This is a genomic window from Bacillus sp. SRL337, from assembly GCF_984799155.1.
This window is the reverse complement of the sequence record NZ_OZ481793.1, coordinates 2,067,424-2,093,751: the sequence shown is the minus strand read 5'-3', so window position 1 is coordinate 2,093,751 and position 26,328 is coordinate 2,067,424. Positions and strand designations below refer to the sequence as shown.

Annotated in this window: 31 protein-coding genes, 1 riboswitch and 1 other annotated feature; of the genes, 23 read left to right on the top strand and 8 right to left on the bottom strand. The window is 43.1% G+C overall.

The window, feature by feature from the left end; genetic code table 11:
* The first annotated feature begins 106 nt into the window (after positions 1–106).
* The 4 genes from AC4E8A_RS10350 (at position 107) to AC4E8A_RS10335 (ending at position 4,498) form a co-directional block, all read left to right on the top strand.
* A complete protein-coding gene (locus AC4E8A_RS10350) occupies positions 107–304 on the top strand; it encodes a hypothetical protein (protein WP_490198398.1) in 198 nt (65 codons plus the stop codon).
* 51 nt (positions 305–355) lie between these two features.
* Positions 356–1,840: a DEAD/DEAH box helicase gene (locus tag AC4E8A_RS10345; RefSeq protein WP_490198396.1), complete on the top strand. Its 1,485-nt coding sequence runs from the start codon at positions 356–358 to the stop codon at positions 1,838–1,840.
* Between the two features lie 136 nt (positions 1,841–1,976).
* Positions 1,977–2,738, top strand: coding sequence for an exodeoxyribonuclease III (locus AC4E8A_RS10340; RefSeq protein ID WP_490198395.1), 762 nt, complete (start codon positions 1,977–1,979; stop codon positions 2,736–2,738).
* A 311-nt stretch (positions 2,739–3,049) separates the two neighbouring features.
* Positions 3,050–4,498, top strand: coding sequence for an IS1182 family transposase (locus AC4E8A_RS10335; protein ID WP_490195675.1), 1,449 nt, complete (start codon positions 3,050–3,052; stop codon positions 4,496–4,498).
* Between the two features lie 144 nt (positions 4,499–4,642).
* Here AC4E8A_RS10335 and AC4E8A_RS10330 read toward each other — a convergent pair whose 3' ends face one another.
* Together AC4E8A_RS10330 and AC4E8A_RS10325 are read right to left on the bottom strand one after the other, a co-directional pair.
* A complete protein-coding gene (locus AC4E8A_RS10330; protein ID WP_490198394.1) occupies positions 4,643–5,062 on the bottom strand; it encodes a VOC family protein in 420 nt (139 codons plus the stop codon).
* Between the two features lie 87 nt (positions 5,063–5,149).
* On the bottom strand, positions 5,150–5,353 hold the full coding sequence (locus AC4E8A_RS10325) for a hypothetical protein (RefSeq protein WP_490198392.1): 204 nt from the start codon (positions 5,351–5,353) through the stop codon (positions 5,150–5,152).
* A gap of 182 nt (positions 5,354–5,535) precedes the next feature.
* Here AC4E8A_RS10325 and AC4E8A_RS10320 point away from each other — a divergent pair, with 182 nt between their 5' ends.
* The gene (locus AC4E8A_RS10320; protein ID WP_490198390.1) at positions 5,536–6,462 is read left to right on the top strand and encodes a DMT family transporter; all 927 of its coding nucleotides are present in this window, start codon (positions 5,536–5,538) and stop codon (positions 6,460–6,462) included.
* A gap of 294 nt (positions 6,463–6,756) precedes the next feature.
* On the opposite strand, the gene AC4E8A_RS10315 is transcribed toward AC4E8A_RS10320, so the two are convergent.
* On the bottom strand, positions 6,757–8,073 hold the full coding sequence (locus AC4E8A_RS10315; protein WP_490198388.1) for a short-chain fatty acid transporter: 1,317 nt from the start codon (positions 8,071–8,073) through the stop codon (positions 6,757–6,759).
* A 158-nt stretch (positions 8,074–8,231) separates the two neighbouring features.
* On the opposite strand from AC4E8A_RS10315, the gene AC4E8A_RS10310 reads away from it, so the two are divergent.
* On the top strand, positions 8,232–9,008 hold the full coding sequence (locus AC4E8A_RS10310; RefSeq protein WP_490198386.1) for a S1C family serine protease: 777 nt from the start codon (positions 8,232–8,234) through the stop codon (positions 9,006–9,008).
* Here AC4E8A_RS10310 and AC4E8A_RS10305 read toward each other — a convergent pair whose 3' ends face one another.
* Complete coding sequence (locus AC4E8A_RS10305; RefSeq protein WP_490198384.1) at positions 9,009–9,305, bottom strand: hypothetical protein; 297 nt, start codon at positions 9,303–9,305, stop codon at positions 9,009–9,011. It abuts the gene before it with no gap.
* Between the two features lie 310 nt (positions 9,306–9,615).
* Here AC4E8A_RS10305 and AC4E8A_RS10300 point away from each other — a divergent pair, with 310 nt between their 5' ends.
* From AC4E8A_RS10300 to AC4E8A_RS10290, 3 genes are all read left to right on the top strand, one after another.
* Positions 9,616–9,969, top strand: a complete 354-nt coding sequence (locus tag AC4E8A_RS10300) for a DUF6509 family protein (protein ID WP_490198383.1) — start codon at positions 9,616–9,618, stop codon at positions 9,967–9,969.
* A 21-nt stretch (positions 9,970–9,990) separates the two neighbouring features.
* On the top strand, positions 9,991–10,257 hold the full coding sequence (locus AC4E8A_RS10295) for a DUF1292 domain-containing protein (protein ID WP_490198381.1): 267 nt from the start codon (positions 9,991–9,993) through the stop codon (positions 10,255–10,257).
* Positions 10,258–10,563: 306 nt separating this feature from the next.
* The gene (locus AC4E8A_RS10290) at positions 10,564–10,848 is read left to right on the top strand and encodes a hypothetical protein (RefSeq protein ID WP_490198379.1); all 285 of its coding nucleotides are present in this window, start codon (positions 10,564–10,566) and stop codon (positions 10,846–10,848) included.
* 16 nt (positions 10,849–10,864) lie between these two features.
* Here the strand turns inward: AC4E8A_RS10290 and AC4E8A_RS10285 are convergent, their stop codons facing one another.
* Positions 10,865–12,025, bottom strand: a complete 1,161-nt coding sequence (locus AC4E8A_RS10285; RefSeq protein ID WP_490198377.1) for a glycoside hydrolase family 18 protein — start codon at positions 12,023–12,025, stop codon at positions 10,865–10,867.
* A 749-nt stretch (positions 12,026–12,774) separates the two neighbouring features.
* Between AC4E8A_RS10285 and AC4E8A_RS10280 the strand changes: the two genes are divergently transcribed.
* On the top strand, positions 12,775–13,215 hold the full coding sequence (locus tag AC4E8A_RS10280; protein ID WP_490198375.1) for an SRPBCC family protein: 441 nt from the start codon (positions 12,775–12,777) through the stop codon (positions 13,213–13,215).
* A gap of 174 nt (positions 13,216–13,389) precedes the next feature.
* Here AC4E8A_RS10280 and AC4E8A_RS10275 read toward each other — a convergent pair whose 3' ends face one another.
* Positions 13,390–13,953, bottom strand: a complete 564-nt coding sequence (locus tag AC4E8A_RS10275; RefSeq protein WP_490198373.1) for a glutathione peroxidase — start codon at positions 13,951–13,953, stop codon at positions 13,390–13,392.
* Between the two features lie 185 nt (positions 13,954–14,138).
* Positions 14,139–14,244, top strand: a riboswitch (TPP riboswitch).
* 96 nt (positions 14,245–14,340) lie between these two features.
* Here AC4E8A_RS10275 and tenI point away from each other — a divergent pair.
* The 12 genes from tenI (at position 14,341) to AC4E8A_RS10215 (ending at position 23,409) form a co-directional block, all read left to right on the top strand.
* Positions 14,341–14,958 carry a thiazole tautomerase TenI gene (gene tenI, locus AC4E8A_RS10270; RefSeq protein ID WP_490198371.1) on the top strand — a complete coding sequence of 206 codons (618 nt, stop codon included), beginning with the start codon at positions 14,341–14,343 and terminating at the stop codon, positions 14,956–14,958.
* Positions 14,951–16,087, top strand: a complete 1,137-nt coding sequence (thiO, locus tag AC4E8A_RS10265) for a glycine oxidase ThiO (protein WP_490198370.1) — start codon at positions 14,951–14,953, stop codon at positions 16,085–16,087. The genes tenI and thiO overlap by 8 nt, the downstream gene beginning before the upstream one ends.
* A gap of 12 nt (positions 16,088–16,099) precedes the next feature.
* Positions 16,100–16,303 (top strand): sulfur carrier protein ThiS, encoded by a 204-nt coding sequence (thiS, locus tag AC4E8A_RS10260; protein ID WP_490198369.1) that lies wholly within the window; start codon positions 16,100–16,102, stop codon positions 16,301–16,303.
* 1 nt (position 16,304) lies between these two features.
* Positions 16,305–17,075, top strand: a complete 771-nt coding sequence (locus AC4E8A_RS10255; protein WP_490198368.1) for a thiazole synthase — start codon at positions 16,305–16,307, stop codon at positions 17,073–17,075.
* Entirely contained in the window at positions 17,068–18,087 is a 1,020-nt protein-coding gene (locus AC4E8A_RS10250) for a thiazole biosynthesis adenylyltransferase ThiF (protein WP_490198367.1), read from the top strand. The genes AC4E8A_RS10255 and AC4E8A_RS10250 overlap by 8 nt, the downstream gene beginning before the upstream one ends.
* Before the next feature lie 10 nt (positions 18,088–18,097).
* Positions 18,098–18,913: a bifunctional hydroxymethylpyrimidine kinase/phosphomethylpyrimidine kinase gene (thiD, locus tag AC4E8A_RS10245; protein WP_490198366.1), complete on the top strand. Its 816-nt coding sequence runs from the start codon at positions 18,098–18,100 to the stop codon at positions 18,911–18,913.
* Positions 18,906–19,571, top strand: a complete 666-nt coding sequence (gene thiE, locus AC4E8A_RS10240; RefSeq protein ID WP_490198840.1) for a thiamine phosphate synthase — start codon at positions 18,906–18,908, stop codon at positions 19,569–19,571. The genes thiD and thiE overlap by 8 nt, the downstream gene beginning before the upstream one ends.
* A gap of 113 nt (positions 19,572–19,684) precedes the next feature.
* Positions 19,685–19,909, top strand: a complete 225-nt coding sequence (locus AC4E8A_RS10235) for a hypothetical protein (protein ID WP_490198365.1) — start codon at positions 19,685–19,687, stop codon at positions 19,907–19,909.
* Between the two features lie 3 nt (positions 19,910–19,912).
* Entirely contained in the window at positions 19,913–20,245 is a 333-nt protein-coding gene (locus AC4E8A_RS10230; protein WP_490198839.1) for an HIT domain-containing protein, read from the top strand.
* A 121-nt stretch (positions 20,246–20,366) separates the two neighbouring features.
* Positions 20,367–20,593, top strand: a binding site (T-box leader).
* A 151-nt stretch (positions 20,594–20,744) separates the two neighbouring features.
* The gene (locus AC4E8A_RS10225) at positions 20,745–20,888 is read left to right on the top strand and encodes a hypothetical protein (protein ID WP_490198364.1); all 144 of its coding nucleotides are present in this window, start codon (positions 20,745–20,747) and stop codon (positions 20,886–20,888) included.
* 23 nt (positions 20,889–20,911) lie between these two features.
* Positions 20,912–22,828: a threonine--tRNA ligase gene (thrS, locus tag AC4E8A_RS10220; protein WP_490198363.1), complete on the top strand. Its 1,917-nt coding sequence runs from the start codon at positions 20,912–20,914 to the stop codon at positions 22,826–22,828.
* 122 nt (positions 22,829–22,950) lie between these two features.
* Positions 22,951–23,409 (top strand): GNAT family N-acetyltransferase, encoded by a 459-nt coding sequence (locus tag AC4E8A_RS10215; protein WP_490198362.1) that lies wholly within the window; start codon positions 22,951–22,953, stop codon positions 23,407–23,409.
* An 84-nt stretch (positions 23,410–23,493) separates the two neighbouring features.
* Here the strand turns inward: AC4E8A_RS10215 and AC4E8A_RS10210 are convergent, their stop codons facing one another.
* Entirely contained in the window at positions 23,494–23,949 is a 456-nt protein-coding gene (locus AC4E8A_RS10210; RefSeq protein WP_490198361.1) for a GNAT family N-acetyltransferase, read from the bottom strand.
* 638 nt (positions 23,950–24,587) lie between these two features.
* Between AC4E8A_RS10210 and AC4E8A_RS10205 the strand changes: the two genes are divergently transcribed.
* Positions 24,588–25,925: an APC family permease gene (locus AC4E8A_RS10205; RefSeq protein ID WP_490198360.1), complete on the top strand. Its 1,338-nt coding sequence runs from the start codon at positions 24,588–24,590 to the stop codon at positions 25,923–25,925.
* A gap of 115 nt (positions 25,926–26,040) precedes the next feature.
* Here the strand turns inward: AC4E8A_RS10205 and AC4E8A_RS10200 are convergent, their stop codons facing one another.
* Positions 26,041–26,325 carry a phospholipase gene (locus AC4E8A_RS10200; protein WP_490198359.1) on the bottom strand — a complete coding sequence of 95 codons (285 nt, stop codon included), beginning with the start codon at positions 26,323–26,325 and terminating at the stop codon, positions 26,041–26,043.
* Positions 26,326–26,328: the final 3 nt, after the last annotated feature.

The following is a 26,328-nucleotide window of genomic DNA, read 5'->3' as shown; positions in this document are numbered from 1 at the left end:
TAACCGGCTGCCATACATGATATCATTCACTAGGCATATGTTATCAATGTGCTAGCAGGGAGATAACATATGCTAGAACACTGTCAGGAAAGGAAGTTTACTTACTGTGAGTGATCAAAACAGAATCCAGCTGAATGTGCGAATCACAAAAGAAACGGCCAATATGCTTGATGAAATTGTGGAATATTATCAAGAAAACACAAAGCTTGGCAGAATATATAAAGGTGATGTGCTTACAGACATCATCGAAAAATCTCATGGCTTAATGGAAAAGCAGAAAGCCATCCAAAAGAGAAAATACTAAGAGAACCGGCAACCAACAGGTTTCCTACAAAGTCGAAAGCAGGGATTATAATTGAAAAATTTTAGTGATTTAGGCATCTCGGAAGCAGTCGTTGAAAGACTGCAGAAAAATAGTGTCAATACCCCTACTCCCATTCAGGAAAAAGCAATACCTGCGGTGATGGATCACAAAGATGTCATTGCACAGGCCCAGACAGGAACTGGAAAAACACTGGCGTTTATTCTGCCGGCCATAGAAAAGTTTGATTTCAAAAAGAGGAACATCCAGACATTAATTGTCACACCTACAAGAGAACTCGCTCTGCAGATTACCGAAGAAGTACGAAAAATCATCCGCCATATTGAAGGAATCACTGTGTTACCCGTATATGGAGGGCAGGATGTTGAAAAGCAGCTAAACAAGCTTAGAAAAAATGTAGGCATCGTTGTTGGAACTCCTGGACGAATCCTCGATCATATCGGAAGAGGAACCATTGACCTTTCAGAACTGAATACCCTTGTACTGGATGAGGCCGATCAGATGCTTCACATCGGTTTCTTAAAAGAAGTCGAAATGATTATCAGGGAAACACCAACATCAAGGCAAACTCTTCTTTTTTCTGCTACCATGCCTGAGGAGATACAGGTTTTGGCAAAGAAGCATATGAAGAACCCCCAATATATCAGTGTTGAACGCAAGCAGGGACCTGCCAAAACAGTTGAACAGCTTGCTGTCTTTGTAAACGACAGGGCAAAGCAATCGACACTTGTAGAAATGATAAAGGAATATAACCCTTATCTTGCAGTCATCTTCTGCAGGACAAAACGAAGGGTGACGAAGCTTTATGAAGCCCTTGTTTCCTATGGTTTTACATGTGATGAGTTACATGGAGACCTGTCACAGGCCAAAAGGGAAAAAGTCATGAAACGGTTCCGGGATTCCGAATTCCAGCTGCTCATTGCTACCGATGTAGCGGCACGGGGACTTGATGTGGAAGGTGTTACGCACGTCTTCAATTATGATATACCGGAAGACGCAGACAGTTATGTCCACAGGATTGGGAGAACCGGAAGAGCTGGCGAAAAAGGATTGGCCGTCACATTTTATTCCCCTGCACAAAAAGATCTTCTGGCAGAAATCGAGAAAGAATTAACCATTAAACTGCCTAAGCAGAACATTGGGAATACCATCGACCGTGAACCTGGATCGAAGTCTAAACCATCTTCCGGTAAAAAAGCTCCTGCTAAGAAAAAAAGCAGTGAGGGCCGAACCGGCAGTAAACCAAAGACAGCTAACCGTTCCCGAAGTTCAAACGCCAAGAGAAGTGCGGAATCTGATTCCTCAAGAGGGAATAGGCAGGCCAAATCAGGTCCGGCCAAGAAAAAGAATCGCTCCAATATACTGGAAGCTAAAGAAGTCAAACGGGGGGCCGTTCACAAGCTTACCGACAAAAATGCAAGCGGCCGAAAAAGCAAAAGTGGAAATGCCTCTTCCTCCAGCAAATCAGGCGGCCGAAGAGGACGAAACTCATCCAGCACAAGAGGAAAAAGAAAATAAATGATCCTGAAAAAACATAGCCTTTTCTTGGGCTATGTTTTTGTGTTCAATCTCCAGCTGAATCAGCAGAAGTGAATAATCCCTTTTTTTCTGTTAAACTAGCTCTTTAGAAACTCAACAGGAGCGATCATGGATCATGAAATTAGTGTCTTGGAACGTAAATGGTATAAGGGCGTGTGTGAAAAAAGGCTTTTTAAACTTTTTCAATGATGTCGATGCCGATATTTTTTGTATACAGGAATCTAAGCTGCAAGAGGGGCAGATTGCCCTGGATCTGGAAAATTACCATCAATTTTGGAACTATGCTGAAAGAAAAGGATATTCAGGAACGGCTGTATTCACAAAGCAGAAGCCACTTTCTGTTTCTTATGGAATCGGCGAAGACGAAAGTGAGCCGGAAGGCCGTTCCATAACATTGGAATTCGATGACTTTTTTCTATTGAATGTCTATACCCCAAATTCCAAAAGAGACCTTTCCAGGCTGGAGGACAGGCTGCATTGGGAAGAACGGATTCGTGCCTATATTAAAGAACTGGATGCGGTTAAACCGGTTGTTTACTGCGGTGATTTGAATGTTGCCCATAATGAGATTGACCTGCGGAACCCTAAATCCAATCACGGCAATTCCGGTTTCACCTCTGAAGAAAGAGAGAAGATGAACCTTCTCCTTAGTGAAGGGTTCCTGGACAGCTTCAGGCATCTTTATCCTGAACAGGAGCACTCCTACACCTGGTGGTCTTATATGAGCAAAGTCAGGGAGAGGAATATCGGTTGGAGAATTGACTATTTCATTGTGTCTGAGAGACTAAAAGACTCATTGAATGATGCCGGGATGCATACCGAAACCCTTGGCAGCGACCATTGCCCCGTTTACCTTGAAATTGAAACGAAAAAATGATCTGTGCCCGTGCGAGGGCACTGAAAAAGTCCAATAAAGTTCTAAAAGGCAGAATCGCTCACCTCAAAGAGCGATTCTGCCTTTTTCACTTCAGGTTTCACGAATTAGTGTTGATTTCCGTTCCAGGTGCACGACTCCGCGGGGCGGGCGTTGAGCCTCCTCGGCTTCGCCTGCGGGGTCTCACCTGTCCCGCTAGTCCCGCAGGAGGTCGTGCACCTTCCACTCCAATCAACATTGAGAAAAAAGAACACTACCCGCTAATAAATCCTTACTTTATAATAGAACTAACAATATTAAGTGGGTGGTTTCCAGTGATTCAACAACAACAAACAATGATGTTCAGTAAGTATATGGACCTTTATGATATCGTCGTTCCTCAGGACAATATGTTAAGGAAAATAAACGATTTAATCGATTTCTCCTTTATTTTTGATGAATTAAAGAATAAATATTGTCATGATAATGGGCGAAATGCGATTGATCCTATTCGCATGTTCAAATATTTGTTTTTGAAAACCATTCACGATGTATCAGATGTCGATATTGTTGAGCGGTCTAAATATGATATGTCTTTCAAGTATTTTTTGAATATGGCTCCAGAAGAGCCCGTCATTGATTCAAGTTCTCTGACTAAGTTTCGTAAACTTAGGTTAAAGGACATGAACTTATTAGACATGCTTGTCAACAAGACGGTTGAGATTGCCATAGAGAAAGAAATCATAAAAAGTAAGTCCATTATTGTGGATGCCACCCATACCAAAGCCCGCTATAATCAAATGAAGCCAAAGGAAATTCTTGTGGAGCGATCGAAGAATCTTAGGAAATCGATTTATAAGATAAACGAAAATATGAAAGACAAATTCCCTTTGAAACCCACCAGTGATGTGCTGGAAGATGAGATCGCCTACTCACAAAAGCTCATTGAGGTGATAGAAAAGGAAGAGCCCCTTTTAGAATACCCAAAAGTAAAGGAACAGCTAAATCTCCTGAAAGAAACGGTTGCCGATGATATTGAGCAGCTCCAGTCCTTGAAAGATCAGGATGCCAAAGTAGGGCACAAAACAGCTGACTCCTCCTTCTTTGGCTACAAAACCCATCTTGCGATGAGCGAAGAACGTATTATTACAGCCGCAACCATTACCACCGGAGAAAAAAGTGACGGAAAAGAACTCCAGACTCTCATAGAGAAAAGTATAAGCGCGGGTATGGAAGTTGAGACGGTTATTGGGGATGCGGCCTATTCCGAGAAAGATAATATTGAATATAGTGAAGGAAATGAAATCAAACTGGTTTCAAAATTGAACCCTCTAATCACTCAGGGTGCTCGAAAAAAAGAGGACGAATTCGAATTCAATAAGGATGCGGGTATGTATGTCTGCAAGGCAGGACATATGGCTATAAGGAAAGCTAGGCAAGGTAAAAAAGGAGTAGGCAAAAACCAGGCAGACACCTATTATTATGACGTGGATAAATGTAAGAGATGCCCACTGAGAGAAGGGTGCTACAAGGAAGGAGCCAAAAGTAAGACGTATTCCGTTACTATAAAGTCCGATCAGCACTCCTCCCAAGCAAAATTCCAGGAAAGCGAGTATTTTAAGGAAAAGGCAAAAGAACGATATAAAATTGAAGCGAAAAATAGTGAACTAAAACACAGACACGGGTATGATGTAGCAGAATCCTCGGGTCTAATTGGCATGGAATTACAAGGTGCCATGGCTATATTTGCGGTAAATATTAAAAGGATCCTAAAACTAATGTGATAATAAAGGGCAGCATATATGTTTATATCCAAGAAAAAGCCACCCCTTCTTCCTTTTATAGGAAGAAGGGGTGGCTTTTTCTTTATTAATTTTAGTTATAGTTTAGAAATCGGCAGATTTTCAGTGCCCTCGCCCGTGCACAGATCATTTTTTATTTGGATAATCACAGTATTCAATGATGGTTCCTTCTGTATCAGCTGGATTCAGGTAAATAAGGCGCCTTCCATGTTTATTTGTGCGTAATGTATCCTTAAGGGTCCGGATACCTTGTCTTTGAAGCTCAATCTGTGCATCATCCAGATCATCCACCTCATAGGCTACATGATGAACGCCTTTTCCTTTCTGCCTGATGAAACGGGCAATAGGAGAGGTGGTATTATTCGTGGGAGAAAGCAGTTCAAACCGTCCGCCATTAAGATCGATGACGGCTATTTCACTCTCGACGCCAACCGCTTCACTGCGATATCGATCAATCAACTCACCACCAAGAATATTTGTGTATATATGTATACTGTTGTCTAAATCCCTTACCGCTATGCCGATATGGTCAAGCTTCTTTTCCATGCAACCACTCCTTTTTAGTCCCTTCAAGTATACAAGGAAATTCACTCCAAAAAAAGAAGACTGCTTTTCAAGCAGCCTCCATAAGAGTTAATACCGAGTTTTATTAAACAGTGCTCTTACCGCCAGGTATACAATTAACAAAGTGAAAACGATTACAACAATGACTGCAAATCCGTTCAAGAGCCCAATCAGGCCTGCTCCAAGGAATGACGCAGCACTTGAACCCAGAACAAACAGCAGAGCCAATCCAGCAGCCACCGCTGCTAAATAAACAACAAGCAAGTAATACATAATGATTTCCCCTCCTTTTATTATAAAAATATGAAAGAAGATAGGAATTGCTTGGTCATTCGTCCAGTAATGCAGATTTTGATTCTTTAGACCCGCTGGACAAAAATCCCTGACCTGAGGTATGTCCAGGAGAGATAAGCATATATTGTTTTTAAAGTATTTTCTTAGAAGGGTAGAGACTGATGAGCCTATTTAATGCCAAAGGTGCAGCTGCTTTATATGCTTCGCTTGCCGTCTTTTTCTGGGGTGTTTCGTTTGTATCTGCAAAGGTAGTGTTGGACAAGTTGGATCCTTTCACGTTAATTGTCTTCCGTTTTGCAATTGGGGCGGCATTTCTATTGTTGATTGTCCTGCTGACTCGAGATAGAATGCGTTTTCCGATTAAGTATTTTCCTCATTTATTCATATTGGCAATCCTCGGTACGTTCTGCCATCAGCTTCTTCAAACGACCTCCCTTATTTTTATTGATGCTTCCTCGGCAGGATGGCTGATTTCTGTTACACCTGTTTTCACAGTTGTTCTTTCCATGATTTTTTTACATGAAAAAATAAACCTTTGGAAAGCTATCGGCATCATCATAGCTATCTCCGGAGTCATCATGGTCACAACGGCAGGTACAGAAAACCGGTTGGCGTTCGGGATTAATGTTGGTTTTTTCCTGATGTTATTAAGCACTTTGAATTGGGCTGTGTATACAGTCCTGTTAAAAAGCCTGAGGGTCCCGCTTCCGCCGACAGTTTTGACCTTTTATATCACCATGATCGGTTTTGTTGTCAGTATTCCATTCATTATGAGAAACCATGGCTGGGAAAGCCTGCCCAGTCTAACGGCCAGTGAATGGGGCCACCTTATATTTCTTGGTGTATTCGTATCAGGGACAGGCTATTGGTTCTGGGCTAAATCCCTGGAAGTACTGGAGGCCTCACAGGCGGGCGTTCTTATCTACTTAGAGCCGATCGTTACATTTGGAGCAGCCATCATCATCCTTCATGAAAAAGCAATGTTGATGAGTGTAACAGGCGGATTGATTATTATTGCCGGGGTTGCAGCAGTAAATGGGAATATTGTAAATAGGTTCAGCACCCCAATTTTTCGGAACAGGAAATAAAACCATGAAATATTGGAAAGAAGCTGTACCTGGCGGCCGTTCATTCGCCGCGCTACGAACGACATAGAGATTTATCACTATTTACTGAATTCAAACCAAATCCCACATGTTTTAAAAGACATGGGATTTGGTCCTTATGTTAATTGGCCATGTTACTGCATGGATTGTTGCTCTTGAAAAAATGATCCCTGCCTACTAGAGGTTTTCTCTCCACAGCGAGAGAGCTCTTTTTTTGTTGCTATCCAGTTTTGAATAGTCGTATTAAAAAGCAAGAATGTAAAAGAAATAAGCTCCTTATAAGAAGAGCAAGCCCAAGGAAATGACAATTCCGCTGATAATCAGCACAATCGTGCAGAAGCCCATTATATCTTTGGCTTTTAAACCGGCAATCGCAAGGGCCGGCAACGCCCAGAATGGCTGAATTAAATTGGTCCACGCATCCCCCCAGGCAACCGCCATTGCCGTTTTAGCCGTAGACACACCAAGTGCCTGGGCAGCTTCAAGCATGACCGGTGCCTGGACTGACCACTGGCCACCCCCCGAAGGGACGAAGAAGTTGACGATACCAGCACTCAGAAAGGCAAAGAACGGGAAGGTGAAATCATTAGAAATGTTCACAAATCCTTCCGACATGACAGCTGCCAGTCCTGATGCTGTCATCATGCCCATAATTCCCGCATAAAAGGGGAACTGGATGATTATACCGCTTGCACCTTTTACCGCGCTCAGAACTGCATCAAGAAAACGTCTCGGTGTACCATGGAACAGGATGCCCAGGAATAAGAACAGGAAGTTGACGATATTTAAATTAAGGGCAAATCCATTGGCTGTGAAATAATAAACTAAGAATGCAATACCAAGAATTGCCGTCAAAAGAGATACGATATGGCTGTTCTCCAGCTTGTCGGCAGGAGTATTCATCGCTGATTCCTTTGCAACAGCAATTTCTTCATCAAAAATGGCGGGATCAACGGTAACTGTTTCATGTTTAGAAGGCATCATAAACCTGTTCAGGAAAGGAAGGATGATAAATAATGCCAAAACAATTGTCACATTGAAGACTGCAAAAATCGTCTCACTAGTCGGAATGATTCCAATCAACTCTTGCGAAAAGTGTCCTTCAGTAGCAATGGTCAACGGGATGGAACCTGAAAATCCCCCATGCCAGACAACAAACCCGCTGTAAGCGCCCGCAATCAACAGGCGGTAATCCACATTAGCGACCTTCTTAGCCAGTTCTTTCGCAAAAAGGGCACCGATTACAAGGCCGAACCCCCAGTTGATCCAGCTGGCGAAAATGGATATAACCGTAACAATGACTACTGCCTGTGCCGGTGACTTGGCAGTCGAAGCTAACGCCGCCAACCCTTTTTTAAATACAGGACTGGATGCCAGGACATAGCCTGTTACAAGGACCAGGACCATCTGCATTGAAAACTCAAGCAGGCTCCAAAAACCTCCTCCCCAATATTCGACCATGTTGATTACGGAGCTGTCGGTGAAGATAAGACCCAGAACCAGGACAACAAACGTCAAAATGACCACAAATAAAAATGGATCAGGGAGATAACGCTGCATGATCCTGTTAAAGAAAGATATTAATCTTTTCAACTAAATTCCTCCTTTTCTTAACAGTACATTCTAGTACCTACTACTATTATTTAAACATTCAGAGTATTCCTTGAACAGGGAAAATAGGGGTATACTGTTAGTAATACCAATACGTTTGCGATACACTTGGATGAGAAGAAAATGAACTGGAGGAAAATATGGAGAGCCACAATGATTCCCCTGTAAGAGAAGAAGGTGAAGAAAAGGTACCTCTGGACGAACCAGATTTGGAAGATTTTTTATTTGAAGAGGAGGAAAGATCCTCAAAAAATAAAACAAGGTCGCTGCTGGCAAAATCAGTAGCCGTGTTGATTGCCATTAGCCTGGTTGTCAGTGTTTTGGCTGTCTGGGTGAGAGTGTTCAATTTGCCGGCTTTGTCATTTCTGTCGAAGTCCAATGAGCTTTCCCAAATTGATAATATCAAGAACTACAAAAAAGCGGTCGTGACAATAGAAGGAAACGAAACCAAAGGAACAGGATTCAACATCTCTGAGGATGGAATCATCGTTACAAACCATCACGTCATCGAAAACATGTCACGCATCACTGTGGTATTCCCGGACGGCGAAATTCTGCGTGCAGAGGTCATGCAAGACTACCCCGATTTGGATATTGCGCTGCTTGAAGTGGAGGGGGAGAAATTGCCTTACCTTGAAATCCAGGATGGCGGGGAGTGGGAAAGCGGGGATTCCATCTATATTATCGGAAACCCGCTTGCATATAACCAGATTGTAATGGAAGGTGACATTACCAAGAACGGAGAATGGCTTTTTCTTTCGGCTCCGATTGAAAAAGGAAACAGCGGGAGCCCGGTCATTGATTCAGACGGGAAGGTGATCGGCGTTGTATATGCCATCACGATTCCTCCCATTGGAAGTGAAGATAATCCGGAAGGACTGGCTGTTCCGGTAGACCGGATACCAGCCCTGCCCTAATCATTTCAGGCTTCGGACCTTTTCGGAAAGTGCAAAAGCAAGCTCCTCATTTCCATAGATTTCAAATACAGCAAACAAGGAAGAGAGGGAAATATCTTCAGACTCTTCTCTTGCTGCTGTCGATTCAAGCGCTTGTTTAAGAAGAGAATTTTTTTCCTGATGAGGATAAGCCATTGAATAAACCTCCATCGGGTCAATGTCATGATTGATGCACCATTGGGCAAAGGCCAGTATCATCATTTTTTCATCTTGCTGATATTTCTCAATGATCTTTTTTTCTCTTGATTCGCGTTCCATTAGGGTTCTCCTCCTTTTTTTATATTGATTGTTGCTTTCGGAAAAATCTTGGTACCAGGGGGCTTCTCTTCAGGGAGCACTCTTTTATTCTCTGGCACCTTGGCTTTTTAGATGAATGATTGGTTTCATATTTAATTGAAATTCGTATGAAATAGCAACAATGCCTAAGAACAGAGCCTTTACATTCACGCTCTGGTTTCCGATGTTTCCCGGGAAAGCGCAGAATACGACAAGTATTCGGAAGTTTATACAACCTTCTTACCTATCATAGAATTATAAGCATTGTTTGTCGAATAAGTGTATAATTGCGATGGATTTACCAAAATTAACTTATAGAGAGATCGAAAGGACTGCATCCATTATGAATATTACCGGACACACGGTCGAAAAACTGGAGGATCCAACCGGCATCCTGGCAGGCGAACGTTATGAGTATCTCCTTGACGTCGAGGTTCCTGAAGATGATGAGCTTTATACGGAAGGCGGTCTTTTGATCAAAGTGATTTATGCCGTCGATGAAAAGGGTGAACGCATCGCTCAATACTATCTTATGGAAAAGTCTGATGAAACCTATTTGGACTTTGAACTGGAAGAAGACGAAGAAGAGCTTATTCGTACCTATATCACCCAGCAACACGTTACAGATAAATCAGAAGAAAATTGAGCAGAAAAAGGAGAATGCAGAATGGAAAACGTTAAAGTCGGAGAAGTATTCACACTGATTGGTGAAAATGATGAAGAGCAGGATATCGAGGTACTTGCTACATTGACAATTGAAGATACGGATTATGCAGCAGTGGCATTTGCAGAAGATGTTAATGCCGAGTCTGAAGAAGATATGGACATCTACTTTCTGAAAGTTGATTCAGATGGCGATTTGACTGGAATTGAAAATGACGATGAGTTTGCGAAGGTGTCTACGGAATTTGCCAAGAATATGGATGAGATTTAAACCCAAACGTGCTTCATTATTTATGAAGCATGTTTGAGTTTTTGAGAGATCTGGGGTTGTGTGATGCAGAGACCTGTACTCATTACAGTTAGAAAAAGGTAATGTGCCATGAAAACGCATTTCATGGGCAAGAACTCTTTGAAGAGGTGACAAAAATTGTCTTGAAAACAGACTTCAGGGACATTATGCAATTCCTCCCGTAAGGATGCTTTGAACAAACCAAAAACATCTTTTTGACGACTCTGTTATAATAGGGTATCTTATCAAATTCCTTAAGCAGACATCATCGTCTAAAGGAGCCAAATTATGACCTTTATCTTTCTTCTTCTGTTAACCGGAGCTCTTATCATCAACTTCTTTCAAAAGTACATCCTCCGCATAAAGGATCCTGACATTGAGGAGTTATGGGAGGAACTGGATGAGCAGGATTGGTACCGTGAATTAAAAGCAGATCCGGAAATAGAAGATTTCTTGGAGGTTTCCAAGTTCGACGGCTTGTTGAAGGATCCGTACTATGTACGAAAAATCATCGATAGTGAAGGCCATAGAATGGGATTCATTCATTATGTTAAGGAAAAGACAGCGGAATAAGTTCCGCTGTCTTTCTTTAATTCCTCGCCCAAAATAGACGTTTGTCTTTTTCTTCCGCCTTTTTAAGAGTATCTGAGATGACTCTTGTCAAACTGGATTCTCCATGAGCATCATGACCTGCCTCCCAGAGCATCATTCCGCCTAAATCGTTAGCCAGTGCCAGCTCGGTTTTTTTGTGAATGGTATCCTTTCCGTTATAATGGTAAGTTACTCCGTCAATCTCTGCAGAATCTTTATTGGCATTCTCCGCTCGATTTTGGATGATCGCAGAGTAGGTTAATACAGGTTTCGACGGATCTTCAGGTTGTCCATAGAATGGAACACCAAGAACCAGCTTCTCCTTTGGAATTCCATGAGTGTCAAATAACCGACTCCAATACTGGATAATATTTTCAGTAAATGGATATGGCGACAGATTGGCTGCATTGTATCCGCCATCCCACTGCCCGTCGTAGGCCATGATATTGACATAATCAACGTTAGTAAACATCGATGGCAGGAAAATGACTGATTTGTTTTCCTGTCCCGTCACGCTGTCGACTTTTGAATAGACGGCTATGGAAATCTCTTTTTCCATCTCTTTAAGTTCTGCGTTTACTATTTTTATAAACGCTGCCAAGCATTCAGCATCCTCCTCGGAACGGGGGTGTTCAAAGTCTATGTCGACCCCATCCAAGTTCTCCTGCTGAACGATCTCAGCCAATTCGCCTGCGAGCTTCTTTCTATTTTCTTCACTCGATACCGCTTCCTTGAAGTAAGGATAAGATTCCCCGCCATTCATATGAAACCAGCCGCCGACAGCAAGCAGGACCTTTGTATTTTGTTTATGAGCAAGTTTCACAGTTTCGCGCAGGTTTTCCAGTGCATGATCACCATTCATCTTAACCTCACCGGTTCGAGAAGGGTGGGCAAAGGAAAAAATCACATGTGACAGCCTTGAATAATCCGTCTTCTGGGGATCCTGATAATCCTGTACATAACCGATTAATACCTTTGAAGGCTCAGCAGCTTTCTCAGGAAGCTCTTTCTTCGATAAATTTATTTCTGCTGCTCTAGTAAAATGAATGTAAGAATCTGTTTGAGCAGAGTTGGTGCTTTTATAAGAAATCCCTGTGTAAAATCCGCCGGCGAATGTAAATGCAATCACCAGTGACATCAGCGGTAAAAGTTTTTTCATAGATGTAAGCCTCCTGTTGACTTTTCCATTAGAAGTTTACCAGAAATAAAGAACATGAAGCGTTGGTAATATCCGCCTGCCATTTAAGAGACTATCAAAGGAATTGGTGATGCCGATGTAGAAGAGTACTAAGTGCCCTTTTGGACGGAGTTGTATTACGAGTAAACAGGTACCTGTACATGCCGCAGCAGCGGCATCCAGGCAGTTGGGACCATTAATTAAAGGCGAAAACCTATCAAATGTCGTGCCAAGAAAGGGAAATCTCTATTGAGTCCGTTCTTGGTATCCTTCTCCAAGTGAGCAAACACCACCTGGTCATAGGTCCACATCACAGCATAGTTAAGGAGAAATTGAAATTGTCATTCTGTTGTTAAAGAGTCTCATAGAAATCGCTGAATCATACATACTTTCGTTTTTTCCTTCTCAACAAAGAAGGAGAATGGATTCAGCATCTCAAGCGTTGTGTGGGCATCATATTTGGTGCAATCCGGACTTAATTCGACCAAATTATGTGAGGTGGCCATCATATTTGGTGCAATCCCTGAGATAATAGGACAAAATTCCGCCTTAGCCTCTACCATTTGGTGCATTCTGGACTTAATTAGACCAAATGGTGTGAGAAGGGCATCATATTCAATCCATGAAAGGGATGATCTCTTTCCACGGTTATGGAGTCATGGAATCAAGAACGATGCATCAAGGGAATTTTCAGAAAGAAACGGATTAAAATTAAAAAGGAGTGAAGAAAAATGGAAAGAAGTGTAACATCAGGAATTAAAATCCACCGGCCGATAACGGAGGTGTTCGAAGCAATTGTCAACCCTGAACAGATGTCTAATTATTGGTTTTCTTCAGGAACGGATAGATTAGCAGAGGGAAAAATCATTACATGGAGATACGATGAATACAATGCCGAAGGTGCAGTTAAAGTATTGGAAATTCAAGAGCCATATAATATTGTATTCACCTGGGGAGACCCAAAGCATCCTACAACTGTTAGTATTACCCTGACTGAACAGAAGAATGAATCCACCATCATCAAAGTGACAGAATCCGGATTTAACGATGATCCTGCAGAATTGGAAATAATGCTTGCACAAAAGGAAGGATGGGTCTATATGTTGACGTGTTTAAAAGCTTATACAGAAAATGGCATTAACACCCTTAGAGCATCACTAGTTCATGGCTGATCGATCAAATTTTCCCAAAGGCGAGATATGTATACTCATATGCAACATGGAAGATTAGCAAATAAAGACCTTTAAACTATTCTATGCCTGCCTATCTACGCTTTAATAAAATGGCCGGAGACCCGCCACATACAAAAGGACAAGCCCTGCGGCTTGTCCTTTTGCTGTTTTCCTTTATACTGTCTCAGATGCCAGGAGGTTCTCAATATCTTGTTCCATATCGATGGGATCGGTTGTGCATTCAAACCGTTTTACTACTTCTCCGTTGCTGTCAATCAGGAACTTGGTGAAGTTCCATTTGATAGAATAATCATCGGTAAGGTATTCTGGATGCTTGGCATTTAGAAGGGGGATCAGAATTTTAGCAACAGGGTGAAATTTGTTGAACCCTTCAAATGGTTTCTGATGTGTCAGATAGTTAAACAGCGGATGCATCTTTTCATCGCGCACATCAATTTTTTGGAATAATGGAAAGTTCACTCCATAGTTCAACAGGCAGCTATTCTGAATTTGTTCATTGGAGCCGGGTTCCTGATTATCAAACTGATTGCATGGGAAACCCAGGATGACAAATCCTTTGTCCTTATAGCGGTCATACAGCTTTTGCAGATCTTCATACTGATAGGTGAACCCGCATCTCCCAGCTGTATTGACAATTAGTACAACGTTGCCTTTATAATCTTCAAGTGTTTTTTCCTCTCCGTTCATCCCCAAAGCTGAATAGTCGTAAATGCTCATTTCAATTCCTCCTATATAGTAAAATATAACTATTAAACATTATACATTCATTATAATTTCTATATACAAATATGCAAACAATATGTCTCGAATTCGAAGTATTTTTTTGTAGAATGAATTTACCCGATTAATTGTTTGAAATTTCATTTTCATATGGTAGAATGCATATAAATAAATAGCCGAACCGAATTCACTGGGGGAGCCTTTTAAAGGCTGAGATTAAAGTGTACTTTAAGACCCTTAGAACCTGATCTAGTTCATACTAGCGGAGGGAAGTGTGTGCAGAAATTGATTGCCATTTTACAAGTTTGTCAGTCAAGCCGCCTTCCCGTGTATTCCGGGAGGCGGCTTTTTATATTTGCCCACATTTTTAGTAAGGAGTTATCTATGAAAAAACCTGTTCTCCATGCCATTACTAACGGAAGGAACACGATTGAAGAAACAGCATCGATCTGTCTGGACATCTGTCCCTACGTGGATGCCATACATATCCGGGAGCATGACAAAACAGCAAACCAAATTTTTGAATTAGGCAAGAGACTGATTGAAACCGGGATACCGACAGAAAAACTTGTCGTGAATAATCGGGTTGATGCAGCAGCAGCGCTGGGAATTCAGAATATACAGCTTGGGTATCACAGCCTGCCGGTACCGGCCGTTAAACGCTCCTTTCCAGAACTGTCAGTCGGAAAATCGATACATACTCTTACCGAAGCTTTTCAGGCAGTAGAAGAAGGAGCTGATTATCTTGTCTATGGTCATATTTTTCAAACCGACTCAAAAGAAGGGATACCATCAAGAGGAGCCGCTGAGTTCACCAGTATCGCTGCACACGTATCGATCCCCCTTATAGCCATCGGAGGAATTCGGCCATCCAATGCCAGGGAAGTTATTAAACATGGCTGTGCAGGTATCGCTGTAATGTCAGGAATCTTTAGTGCTGAAGATCCCATTGTGGCAGCAAAGGATTATCAAACCCGATTGGAGATGATAGTAGATGAATAACACCTATGACGTAATTGTGGTGGGAGGAGGAATCATTGGCAGCTCCATCGCCTATCAGCAGGCCAAAAGTGGAAAGAACGTCTTGATCATTGATAAAAATGAATTCGGAATGGAAGCTTCCCGTGCGGCTGCCGGAATGTTAGGGGCGCAGGCAGAGATTGATAAAAATGATGCGATGCTAAAGCTTGCACTCAAGAGCAGGGGGATGTTTCCCCAAATAATCAATGAGTTGGAGGAGCTCACTGGTATCCATACCGGATATATCAATCGGGGAATGCTGAAGGTCGCTCAAACAAAAGATGAAATTCCTGAATTAAAAAGGCAGGTTCAGTATCACACTGATTGGGATCCGGATGTGAAATGGCTGGATACTGAAGAACTTCTTCAAAAAGAACCAGCTCTATCACAAGATTTCGAGGGGGCAATGGACATTCCCAATGACGGGCAGGTAATGGCTCCTCAGCTATCAATGGCTTTCTTTCAAGGAGCAGCAGCTCATGGTGCTGATTCCATTTCCTACTGTGAAGTAGAAGAAATCTTATCGACCGGCAAACGTGTGGATGGCGTCCAAACCCCTCAAGGAAAATTTTTTGCCGAAACTGTCGTCGTCGCATCCGGTGCATGGGCAGGAAAGCTGATGAAGAGAAATGGAATCTTCCTTGATCTTATTCCAGTGAAAGGGGAATGTTTTTCTGTCATACCAGCCATGCCGCTTATCAGTTCAACGATTTTTTCAGACCAGGGCTGCTATGTCGTACCCAAAAAAGACGGCAGGCTCATCATAGGTGCAACCACTTATCCGTACAGTATGGACAAATCAGTTTCTCTGAAAGGAATTTCCCGGTTGGCAGAAAAGGCCGTTTCACTGCTTCCCGAAATAAAGGAAGCCAAATGGAACAATGCCTGGGCCGGAATCAGGCCGCAGACGGGAGATGGCTTGCCTTACATTGGAATCGATCCGGAACATAAGGGACTTTTCATGGCGGCAGGACATTATAGAAACGGGATCTTGCTCAGTCCGATAACCGGAAAGATGGTGTCCGATATGATTGATAACAAAGTGACTGAAGACGAACGATCGCTCTATGATTCTTTTAAACTAGAGCGAAGAACATTGACTGCATTTTAGGAGGGGTATCTTGTGAACTTGATCATAAATAACGATGAAGTCCGAGTGGATGACGATGTAGCAACCGTTGCAGACCTGCTTACCCATTTTCAATTGAATAAAAAGGCTGCCATCGTTGAACTGAACAGAGTGATCCTTGAAAAAGGCAAGCATGCAGAAGTAAAGCTTGCCAATGGCGATGTTGTAGAAATCGTACATTTTGTAGGAGGCGGATGATATGTTGAAAATTGGTACTTATGAATTTCAATCACGATTACTGTTAGGCACTGGAAAATATCCGGACATGGATACCCAAAAGAAAGCGGTGGATGTTTCTGAAACAGAGGTACTGACATTTTCCGTTCGGAGGATGAATATTTTCGAACCAAACCAGCCGAACTTTTTAGAAAAGCTGGAGGTAGAAAAGTATACCCTGCTGCCTAATACAGCAGGAGCAAAAACAGCCGAGGAAGCTGTACGGACTGCCCGGTTGGCTAGAGCCTCAGGGCTTTGCGACATGATCAAGGTGGAAGTCATTGGCGATTTCAACACACTGCTGCCTGATCCTTTGGAAACGTTGAAAGCATCAGAGGCACTTTTAAAAGAAGGCTTTACCGTTCTTCCTTACACCTCCGATGACGTCCTTCTTGCCAAGAGGCTGCAGGAGCTTGGCGTTCATGCCATCATGCCGGGGGCATCGCCTATCGGTTCCGGACAAGGGATCATCAACCCGCTGAACCTGAGTTTTATCATCGAACAAGCCGAGGTTCCTGTCATTGTGGATGCAGGAATCGGATCACCGGCGGATGCAGCATATGCCATGGAACTGGGAGCAGATGGTGTTTTGCTGAACACAGCTGTATCGGCTGCCAAAGACCCCGTAAAAATGGCAGAAGCCATGAAACTCGCCATCAAGGCAGGAAGACTGGGATTTGAAGCTGGAAGAATCCCTAGAAAACGTTATGCCACGGCCAGCAGTCCACTGGAAGGAATGAGCACGTGTGAATGACCGTTACTCAAGACAGGAACTATTCAGCGGAATCGGGAAGGAAGGCCAGCACAAACTCTCGCGAAAGCATGTTCTAATTGTGGGGGCTGGTGCCCTTGGAAGCGGGAATGCCGAGGCTCTGGTAAGGGCTGGTGTCGGCAAGGTGACGATCATTGACAGAGACTATGTGGAATGGAGCAATTTACAACGCCAGCAGCTTTTTACCGAACAGGACGCTGCTGAGAAAATGCCAAAAGCAGCAGCTGCTAAGCAGCGGTTAACGATGATCAACTCTGAAGTTAAGGTCGAAGCCATTATTGGTGATGCAGGAGTGCAGGAACTCGAAAGACTCCAAGATGGCGTTGATGTCATTGTTGATGCTACAGATAACTTTGATACCAGGATGGTTATTAATGACATATCTCAAAAGTACAGGATTCCCTGGGTGTATGGTGCGTGTGTTGGAAGTTACGGCATAAGCTATACGGTCATTCCAGGAGAGACACCATGTCTCCATTGTCTGCTGGAAGAGGTTCCGCTCGGGGGTGCAACCTGTGATACAGCAGGGATCATCAGTCCGGCCGCCGGGATGGTGGTCAGTTATCAAACCGCTGAGGTGTTGAAGCTTCTCGTCAGTGATTTCAGCCATTTAAGAACAAAGCTTGTAACATTTGATTTATGGGAAAACCAGCATACCTCGATTTCGCCGGGGAGATTAAAAAAAGATGGCTGCCTTTCCTGCGGGAGCCATCCAACATACCCGTTCCTACGCTTTGAAAACCAGACAAAAGCGGCCGTGCTGTGCGGAAGAAACTCTGTTCAGATACGGCCGGCCGTGAAAGGAATAAGAAATCTAGGGAAAACAGCGCAAATGCTGGCGAAAACCGGTGGAAGGGTGGAAAGGAACCCTTTTCTACTATCCTATGAAAATTCCGGCAAGCGCCTGGTCCTGTTCGAGGATGGGCGGGTCCTTGTCCACGGCATAAAAGACATCGCAGAAGCCAAAACGATTTATCATCGCTATTTAGGATAGGAGGATGTACATGGAAACTGTAAAAGCCTTGACCATTGCAGGTTCTGACAGCGGAGGGGGTGCCGGCATACAGGCAGACTTGAAGACATTCCAGGAACTCAAGGTATATGGAATGTCTGTTCTTACGGCTATTACTGCTCAGAACACATTGGGGGTACAGGGGGTATATCCTGTCCTGTTGGAGGCCGTTGAAAGACAGTTGAAATCGATTGCCGATGACCTTACTCCCCACTCAGTCAAAACAGGGATGCTTTTTGACAGTAATGTAATCAAGATTGTTGCCGGAGCTTTAAAGAAATATTCTTGGCAAAATGTTGTTGTTGATCCTGTCATGATCGCTAAAGGGGGATCTCCTCTGCTGCAAAAAGAGGCTATAGAAGCATTAAGGAATGAATTGATTCCGCTAAGCACGGTCATCACCCCCAACCTTCCTGAAGCTGAAGTCATAACAGGTATGAAAATTGACACGATGGACAGAAGGAAAGATGCCGCACGAGCGATCATTAACCTTGGTGCACAATCAGTTGTCATCAAAGGAGGCCACGATGAAGCAGATACAGCCAAAGATCTATTCTTTGATGGAAGCCGGTTTGAACTACTTTCTGCTCCAAGGATCCCGACGAGAAACACCCATGGGACAGGATGTACGTTTTCAGCAGCAATTTCAGCTGAACTCGCCAAAGGCTGCAGCCTAAATGAATCCGTTCATACCGCAAAAGCGTTTATTCAGTCGGCCATCGAACACGACCTAAAGATCGGTTCAGGACATGGACCGACCAATCACTGGGCTTACAACCGCAAGGGGATGATATTCATTGATGCTTAGAGAATCCCTATCCTTTTATTTGGTCATGGGTAGTGTTAATTGTACCTTGGATCCAATCCAGGTCCTCCGGGATTCACTCTCTGAGGGAGTGAGTCTCTTTCAGTTCCGTGAAAAAGGACTTGGCTGCCTGCAAGGTGAAGAGGCAGAAAAACGGGCGATTGAAATGCAAGCTATCTGCCGGGAATATAATGTCCCCTTCATCATTAATGATGATATTGATTTGGCCATCAAAATCAATGCAGACGGCGTACATATTGGGCAGGAGGATGGCGATCCTTCAGTAGTGAAAAAGCTCATTGGGGATAGGATTCTTGGAATTTCCGCACATTCCGTTCCAGAAGCATTGGCGGCAATTGACGCAGGCGCAGACTACTTAGGCGTTGGACCGATGTATGCCACTTCGACCAAATTGGATACCAGACCTGTCAGCGGACCTCACCTCATCAGCGAGATGAGAAGAGAGGGAATTCAACATCCCATTGCGGGAATAGGCGGAATTACAGCGGAGAATGTCTCGAATGTGATAAAAGCAGGTGCTGATGGAGTTGCGGTCATTTCCTGTATAAGCAGAGCTCCTGAACCGAAAGCAGCGGCAGCAAAAATGAAAGCTGAAATCCATAGAGCAAGGAATTTTACCAGCTTTCGAAACCATTCTTAAAATACTGGGGACAGTCCCTCCGTGCAGTAATGTGTTAAAATTTCGTCAACTTCCGAAACCATTCTTTTCTTTCACTCGTCTAATGATTACGAGATTAGAAGGAGGAATGGACTTTGACTACCGCCCAAAAGAAAACTGTACTGCTGCTGATGCTTATTTCTACTTTGATTGGAGTTGTGATCAGATTAATTGATGTCAGCCTTTCATCGCAAGAGCTTGTATCGTTTCACAGCTTTGATATCTTCATTTTACTTACCCTCATGACGCTGAGCGGAGCAGGGCTCCTTCTATTGAACAAAGGTTCATTTTACAATAAGAAAGCAAGGGTGAAGCAATAAGTGATGAATGACTTTTATTGTGATGAGGTAGTAAGCGGTAATATCCAGGTGGATAAAGTGAAGGAAACCGAATATATCTTGGCTTTCCACCATACCAAACCATTTTATCCTATCCATGTCGTAGCCATCCCTAAGAAGCACATCCCATCCCTGACTGCCCTTGAAGAAAGTGATCACGGCCTGCTCCTAGAATTGATGCTGGTCATCAAGGAAGTTGCAGCAGAGGTGACCGAGGAGCATGGATCTTGTAAAGTCATCACGAATCTAGGTACATACCAGGATTCAAAGCATCTTCACTGGCATATTGTTTCGGGCCGGCCCCGGAGTGGCAATTGAAAAGAAAATGAAGAACATATATTAGCAGGGAAGAGTAAACTGAAATCCTATCAACCTAAAATTTTTTCACCCGATGAGGTTGACTTCATTTCAGAGATGCTATATATTATAAAAAAAATTAATCGAAACGTTGATAAGGATCTGAGTTTTTCTAAAACGGTTCACAGAGAGGGAAGCCATGGCTGAAAACTTCCTAATGCAGAAAGAGAAACTTACCGCCTTGGAGTTGTATTGAGGAATCCAATAGTATTCAATACCGCAGATGCTGCGTTAAAGCACCAAAGCCGCCGGACATTTCCAGCGGGAAGCTGGGTGGAACCACGGGTCCAACACATACTCGTCCCTTTATTGGGATGCGTGTGTTTTTTTATTTTCTTAAAAGAATATACTTAGCGATGAAAAGGACATGAGTTCTTCTTTCTGATTCACAGAGAGGGAAGCCGCGGGCTGAAAGCTTCCCAGTTCAGAAGAAGATGCTTACCGCCTTGGAGCCGTATTGGTGAATTCATCAGTAATCGATACCGCAGATGCTGCGATAAAGCAAATGAAGCCGTCAATTGTTGACGGGAAGCTGGGTGGAACCACGGGTCAACACACACTCGTCCCTTTTTACAGGGATGGCTGTGTGTTTTTTGTTTTCTAAAAAATCAAAGGGAGTGGATGAACATGAAACAACAGGAAATTCTCATCAAGTTTCCAGATGGAAAAGAAAAGAAGTACCCGGGAGGAATTTCACTGGCTGAGATAGCTCAATCAATCAGCCCCAGCTTAAAGAAAAAATCTGCAGGGGGCAAAGTGAATGGTGTTTTAGTTGATCTTCACCGGGCGATCAAAGAGGATGCCTCCATTGAACTTCATGAAATAAACTCAGCGGAAGGAATAGAAAGGATGAGGCACAGTACCGCGCATATCCTGGCGCAAGCGGTCAAACGCCTGTATGGAAAGGTCGGGTTAGGTGTCGGACCTGTCATCGATAACGGATTTTATTATGATTTGGATCTCGATAAGAACATTTCCGAGTCAGAACTCGCGCAAATCGAAAAAGAGATGAAGAGAATCATTGCAGAAAACCTCGCGATACAAAGAGAAGAGGTCTCAAGGGAAGAAGCTAAAATCCTCTTTGCTGAGGACCAGCTGAAGTTAGAATTGATCGATGATATCCCGGAGGATGAAATACTCTCTATTTATCGCCAGGGAGAATTTTACGACTTATGCAAAGGACCGCACCTCCCAACAACAGGAATGGTGAAAGCGATTAAATTAACTCATGTATCCGGGGCCTATTGGCGAGGTGACAACAATAACAAGATGCTGCAGCGTGTCTATGGAGTCGGCTTTCCATCAAAAGAGGCACTCGATGAGTATTTCGTTTTTATCGACGAAGCTCAAAAACGGAATCATCGCAGACTCGGCAATGAATTAGAACTTTTCATGTTTTCAGAAGAAGCCCCCGGGATGCCATTTTACCTGAATAACGGGCAAAAGATCCGCAATGAACTTGAATTCTTTTTACGACAGCTCCAGCATTCCTATGACTATGAAGAGGTCAGGACACCAATCATGATGAACCGGAAATTGTGGGAACAATCGGGGCATTGGGATCACTATAAGGATAATATGTATTTTTCGGAAGTTGATGATCAAAGCTTTGCCTTGAAGCCGATGAATTGTCCAGGACATATGCTGATTTATAAAAACAAGCTTCACTCCTATCGTGACCTGCCTATCAGGATGGCAGAGTTCGGACAGGTCCACCGCCATGAATTCAGCGGAGCATTAAACGGAATGCTGCGTGTGAGGACATTCTGCCAGGATGATGCCCACATTTTTGTCACTCCCGGTCAGATCGAAGAGGAAATAAAGTCGGCCATGAAGCTGATTGATCATGTGTACAGCACTTTCGGATTTGAATATGAAATTGAACTTTCCACTCGACCTGATGATTCCATGGGGGAAGAAGCGCTCTGGGACAAAGCCGAGGACTCTCTTACACATGTCCTGGATCAGTTGGGGTATAAGTATACAATCAATGAAGGAGACGGTGCTTTTTATGGACCGAAAATCGATATCCACATTAAAGATGCCCTGAAGCGCAGCTACCAATGTGCAACTGTTCAGCTCGACTTTCAAATGCCGGAGAAATTCGACTTGCACTATATTGATGAAAGCAATCAAAAGGTCCGTCCGGTCGTGATTCACCGAGCTGTTTTCGGCTCCATTGACCGATTCCTTGGAATTCTTATTGAGCACTTTGCCGGTGCTTTTCCGGCTTGGCTTGCACCTGTGCAAGTATGTGTCATCCCTGTATCCAATCAATATCATAGGGGTTACAGCAAAAAAGTGGCAGACCGTTTGAAACAAGAAGGGATCCGTATAGAATTCGATTCCAGAGATGAAAAGATGGGCTATAAAATGAGGGAAGCGCAGCTGAAGAAAATCCCCTATATGCTGGTTATCGGTGAGAATGAAATGAAAAATGGATCAGTCAACGTACGAAAATACGGGAATCAGCATTCCAATGAACAAGAGCTGCAGAAATTCATTTCAGAGCTGAAATCAGCCATCAACAGTAAAAAGCTCTAATGCTGCCCCGACTTTTAAGATGGTAAGCAGGTTTCTGTACATCCAAAAAAGGAATCGGACATTTAGTGGAGAACACTTTATGATGAGAGACGATTTTTCATTATCAAAAGGGGGAAGTCTGTATGGTCACGCTAAAGAAAATGACTTCAAAAGAATTTGATTTATTTTACGAACATTCTATAGAGGGTTATGCAAAGGAAAAAGCCGAAGCAGGAAACTGGTCACAAGAAGAAGCGTTGGAGAATTCGAAAAATGACTTTAAGCGGCTGCTTCCAAATCGAGAGGACTCTGAGGATAACTATCTTTATACAATATGGGATGGAGATGTAGCTGCTGGTTCCATTTGGCTTGCCAAAATAGGGGAGGATACCGGTTATATCTATAATATATTCATTGAACCAGAGCATCAGAGAAAAGGGTATGGCAGGCAGGCGATGACCGAAATTGAAGAAGTGGCTAAAGAATTAGGGTTCTCCAAGATCGAACTTCATGTATTCGGCCACAACCAAACAGCCAGACATCTATATGAACAACTGGAGTATGACGTGACAAATGTCATAATGGCCAAAAAATTGTCTTGATGGTCTATTGCCGGACAGCACTTGAGGTGTAAAAATCATCACATAAAGGCTTAGAGAGGTCTCTCTAAGCCTTTGCCTTTAAAATCATTGGTTTATATACTTAATTACCGCCATTTCTTTTCCAAATCTATCTCCATTATCAATAAAACCTAAACTTTTGTATAGTTGGTGCGCACCAGCATTTTCAGGATGATAGCCCACAATGATTTTTTTGGCATCAGGTAATTCCCCAATAGCCCCCATCATTAATTTAGCTGCCGCTTTCCCTATACCCCTGCCTTGGAATTTTTCATCGACCATGATTCTATAGACCCAATATCCATCAAGTTCTTCTGGAACAGAGTTGTACATTAAAAAGCCGACTACTTTCTCTTTAAAGTAAATCGCATACGGTTTTAATGATGGCTCATACTTGGACTGGGCGATTGATATCGCATTAGGGTCGATGAATTTTGCCTGCTCTGTTGAGACAATTAATTCACAGCATTCATACCAGTTTTCTGCATTTAATTCAACTATTGTCACATGATCAGTGTTCACAAATGTTTCCCCTCTCAGTATTCGGGAAAACGCAAAATCATTTATTAATTTGGCGTTATCCCCTTAGTATTTTTTAGCATAACAGCACTTTTGTTTAACATATTGAACGCCTCCTTAAACAACTATTGCCGGAAAACAATAAAGAATTTTCAGGCTTTTTACAGTATAACACAACTGTCATAATCCTAATGCCTAGAATTCACCTTATTTGGCATTCTTTAAGGAACTACCCGTTCGTGAAAGTCCGTGAATGAATAATGTAGTTGAATCATCACCACTAATTAAAATAAATCGAATTTAACCCTTGACGAATGAATGATAACCCTTGTATAGTCTTAATATACTTTATTGCATAAAAGCATAAAAGCGTTAAAGCAAAAAAGCGATTCATGACAATACTATACAAGACAGTGTGCGAAAGCAGTAGCGGGTAAGCGGGCAGTGACAGAGACTGAATGGCAGGTGAAAATTCAGGCAGCTTACAAGTGAATTACATCGTGCATCAGAGCTGTCTCACAATGAAGTGGTTGGAAAAATTCTTTTTCCATCAACAAGGGTGGTAACGCGGAGCTCCTTCGTCCCTTATTGGGTGAAGGGCTTTTTTGTATTCATTTACAAGAAGGAGAAGGTGAGTCATCATGAAAAACGGATTAAAACGGGAATTAGGAAAATGGCATGGATATGCCCTGATGATAGGAGGAATGATTGGGTCCGGGATATTTGTTGTAACAGGTGAAGCAGGTGCCCAGGCAGGACCCTCGGTTCCATTTGGTTATGTCGTCCTTTTGCCGGTATTACTTTGTTCGGCACTGGCGTACTTGATCTTCATGAGTACACCGCTTGGAAACAGCCCAGGAGGAGCTTATGTGCATATCAGCAGGACGTTTAAAAACTTTTTTGCCGGCTTCCTGTTTATGTGGTTTCAATATATTGCATTACTCGGGGTAATGGCCATCATGGCAATCTCATTTGGTGATTACATTTCAGGTGTCATTGGAGCTGGAAATACAGCCATCCTTGCCACTGTGTTGTTATTGATCTTTTACTTATTGAATATCATCGGAGTAAAATGGTTCGGGGTCGTACAGCTTGTCATGTCAGCCATTTTGTTCGTTTCCATTCTGGTACTGGTTATACCGGGCGTATTCTTTATCGAGACAGAGAATTTTTCACCGATGCTTCCTAATGGCTGGAGTGGTTTCATCGCGATTCTCCCTTCCTTGTTCTTTGCATACTTCGGTTTTGAACAGCTAGCTCAAGCAGGAGGGGAGATGAAGGATCCGCAAAAAGCCATGCCAAAAACGATGCTGATCGGTTCATTTGCTACAGTCATCATCTACTTCCTTATTTCGATTGTTGCGTTCGGCGTGGTTCCATATGATCAACTGGCATCATCACAGAGCGCCATGTTCGATGTGGCTTCCGTGTACCTGCCCGCTGGAGGTAAATGGATTGTCATGATAGGAATCATCATGGCATTTGCCACAACGCTGAATTCACTTGTGATGGTGGTTTCAAGAATGCTGTTTGCATTTGCGGAAGACCGTGTCATCCCGGTAGGCATTGCAAAAGTTAACAAGCGTTTTAATACTCCGCATATTGCCATCACCATTAACACGATCATTGTCTTAATCCTGATCTGGACAAGGACGCTGGATTACTTGTTGAATGTGTCACTGCAGGGGATGTTCCTGATGTACATCGGCCATGCAATCGCAATGATTGCCCTGCCGTTTGTGAGACCGGCTCTTTTCAAAACAGCACTGATCAAACCGAAGCTCCCGCTGATCATCTTCTGCGGAATCTTCTCCTTAAGTGTATTGTTATTCTTCAGCTACACATTGATCTGGTCCGTCATCAAGCTTCTTCTCATCTGGACGGCAGTCGGAATAGTTATCTTCCTGCTCGGCAGAAGACAGGGGAAGAATAACGAATTTGACTATAACGCACAGTTAGAACGCGCGTGGAAAGAGTAGCCTTTACCGCTTTAAAGCACCCGGGGACAGTCCCCCGGTGCGTTAGAGTGTTAAAGCGATATTCTTTGAATGATAAGACCTGTATTCCCTCTATGGAGGGAATACGGGTCTTCTTTTAACAGGAAAACACTGTTTTAAGTTTCATAAAACGATACATAATGCGTGCATGCCTTCCTTCCGGGGTATCTTGATTCATTCTTCTTCTTAACCGGTCCATGAAGAGCCGGTCACATTCACATGATGGACCATAACGGCTGTAGCATTCATCGTGAAATTTGCATGCTGCATCGACAGCATTAATAGGAGATCCTGGACCGCTGCATCCGGGACCACAATATCTATAACCCGGAAAGATACAAATCCCCTTTGACCTCTTGCGATTTCTAAAAGACGGATGCATGAA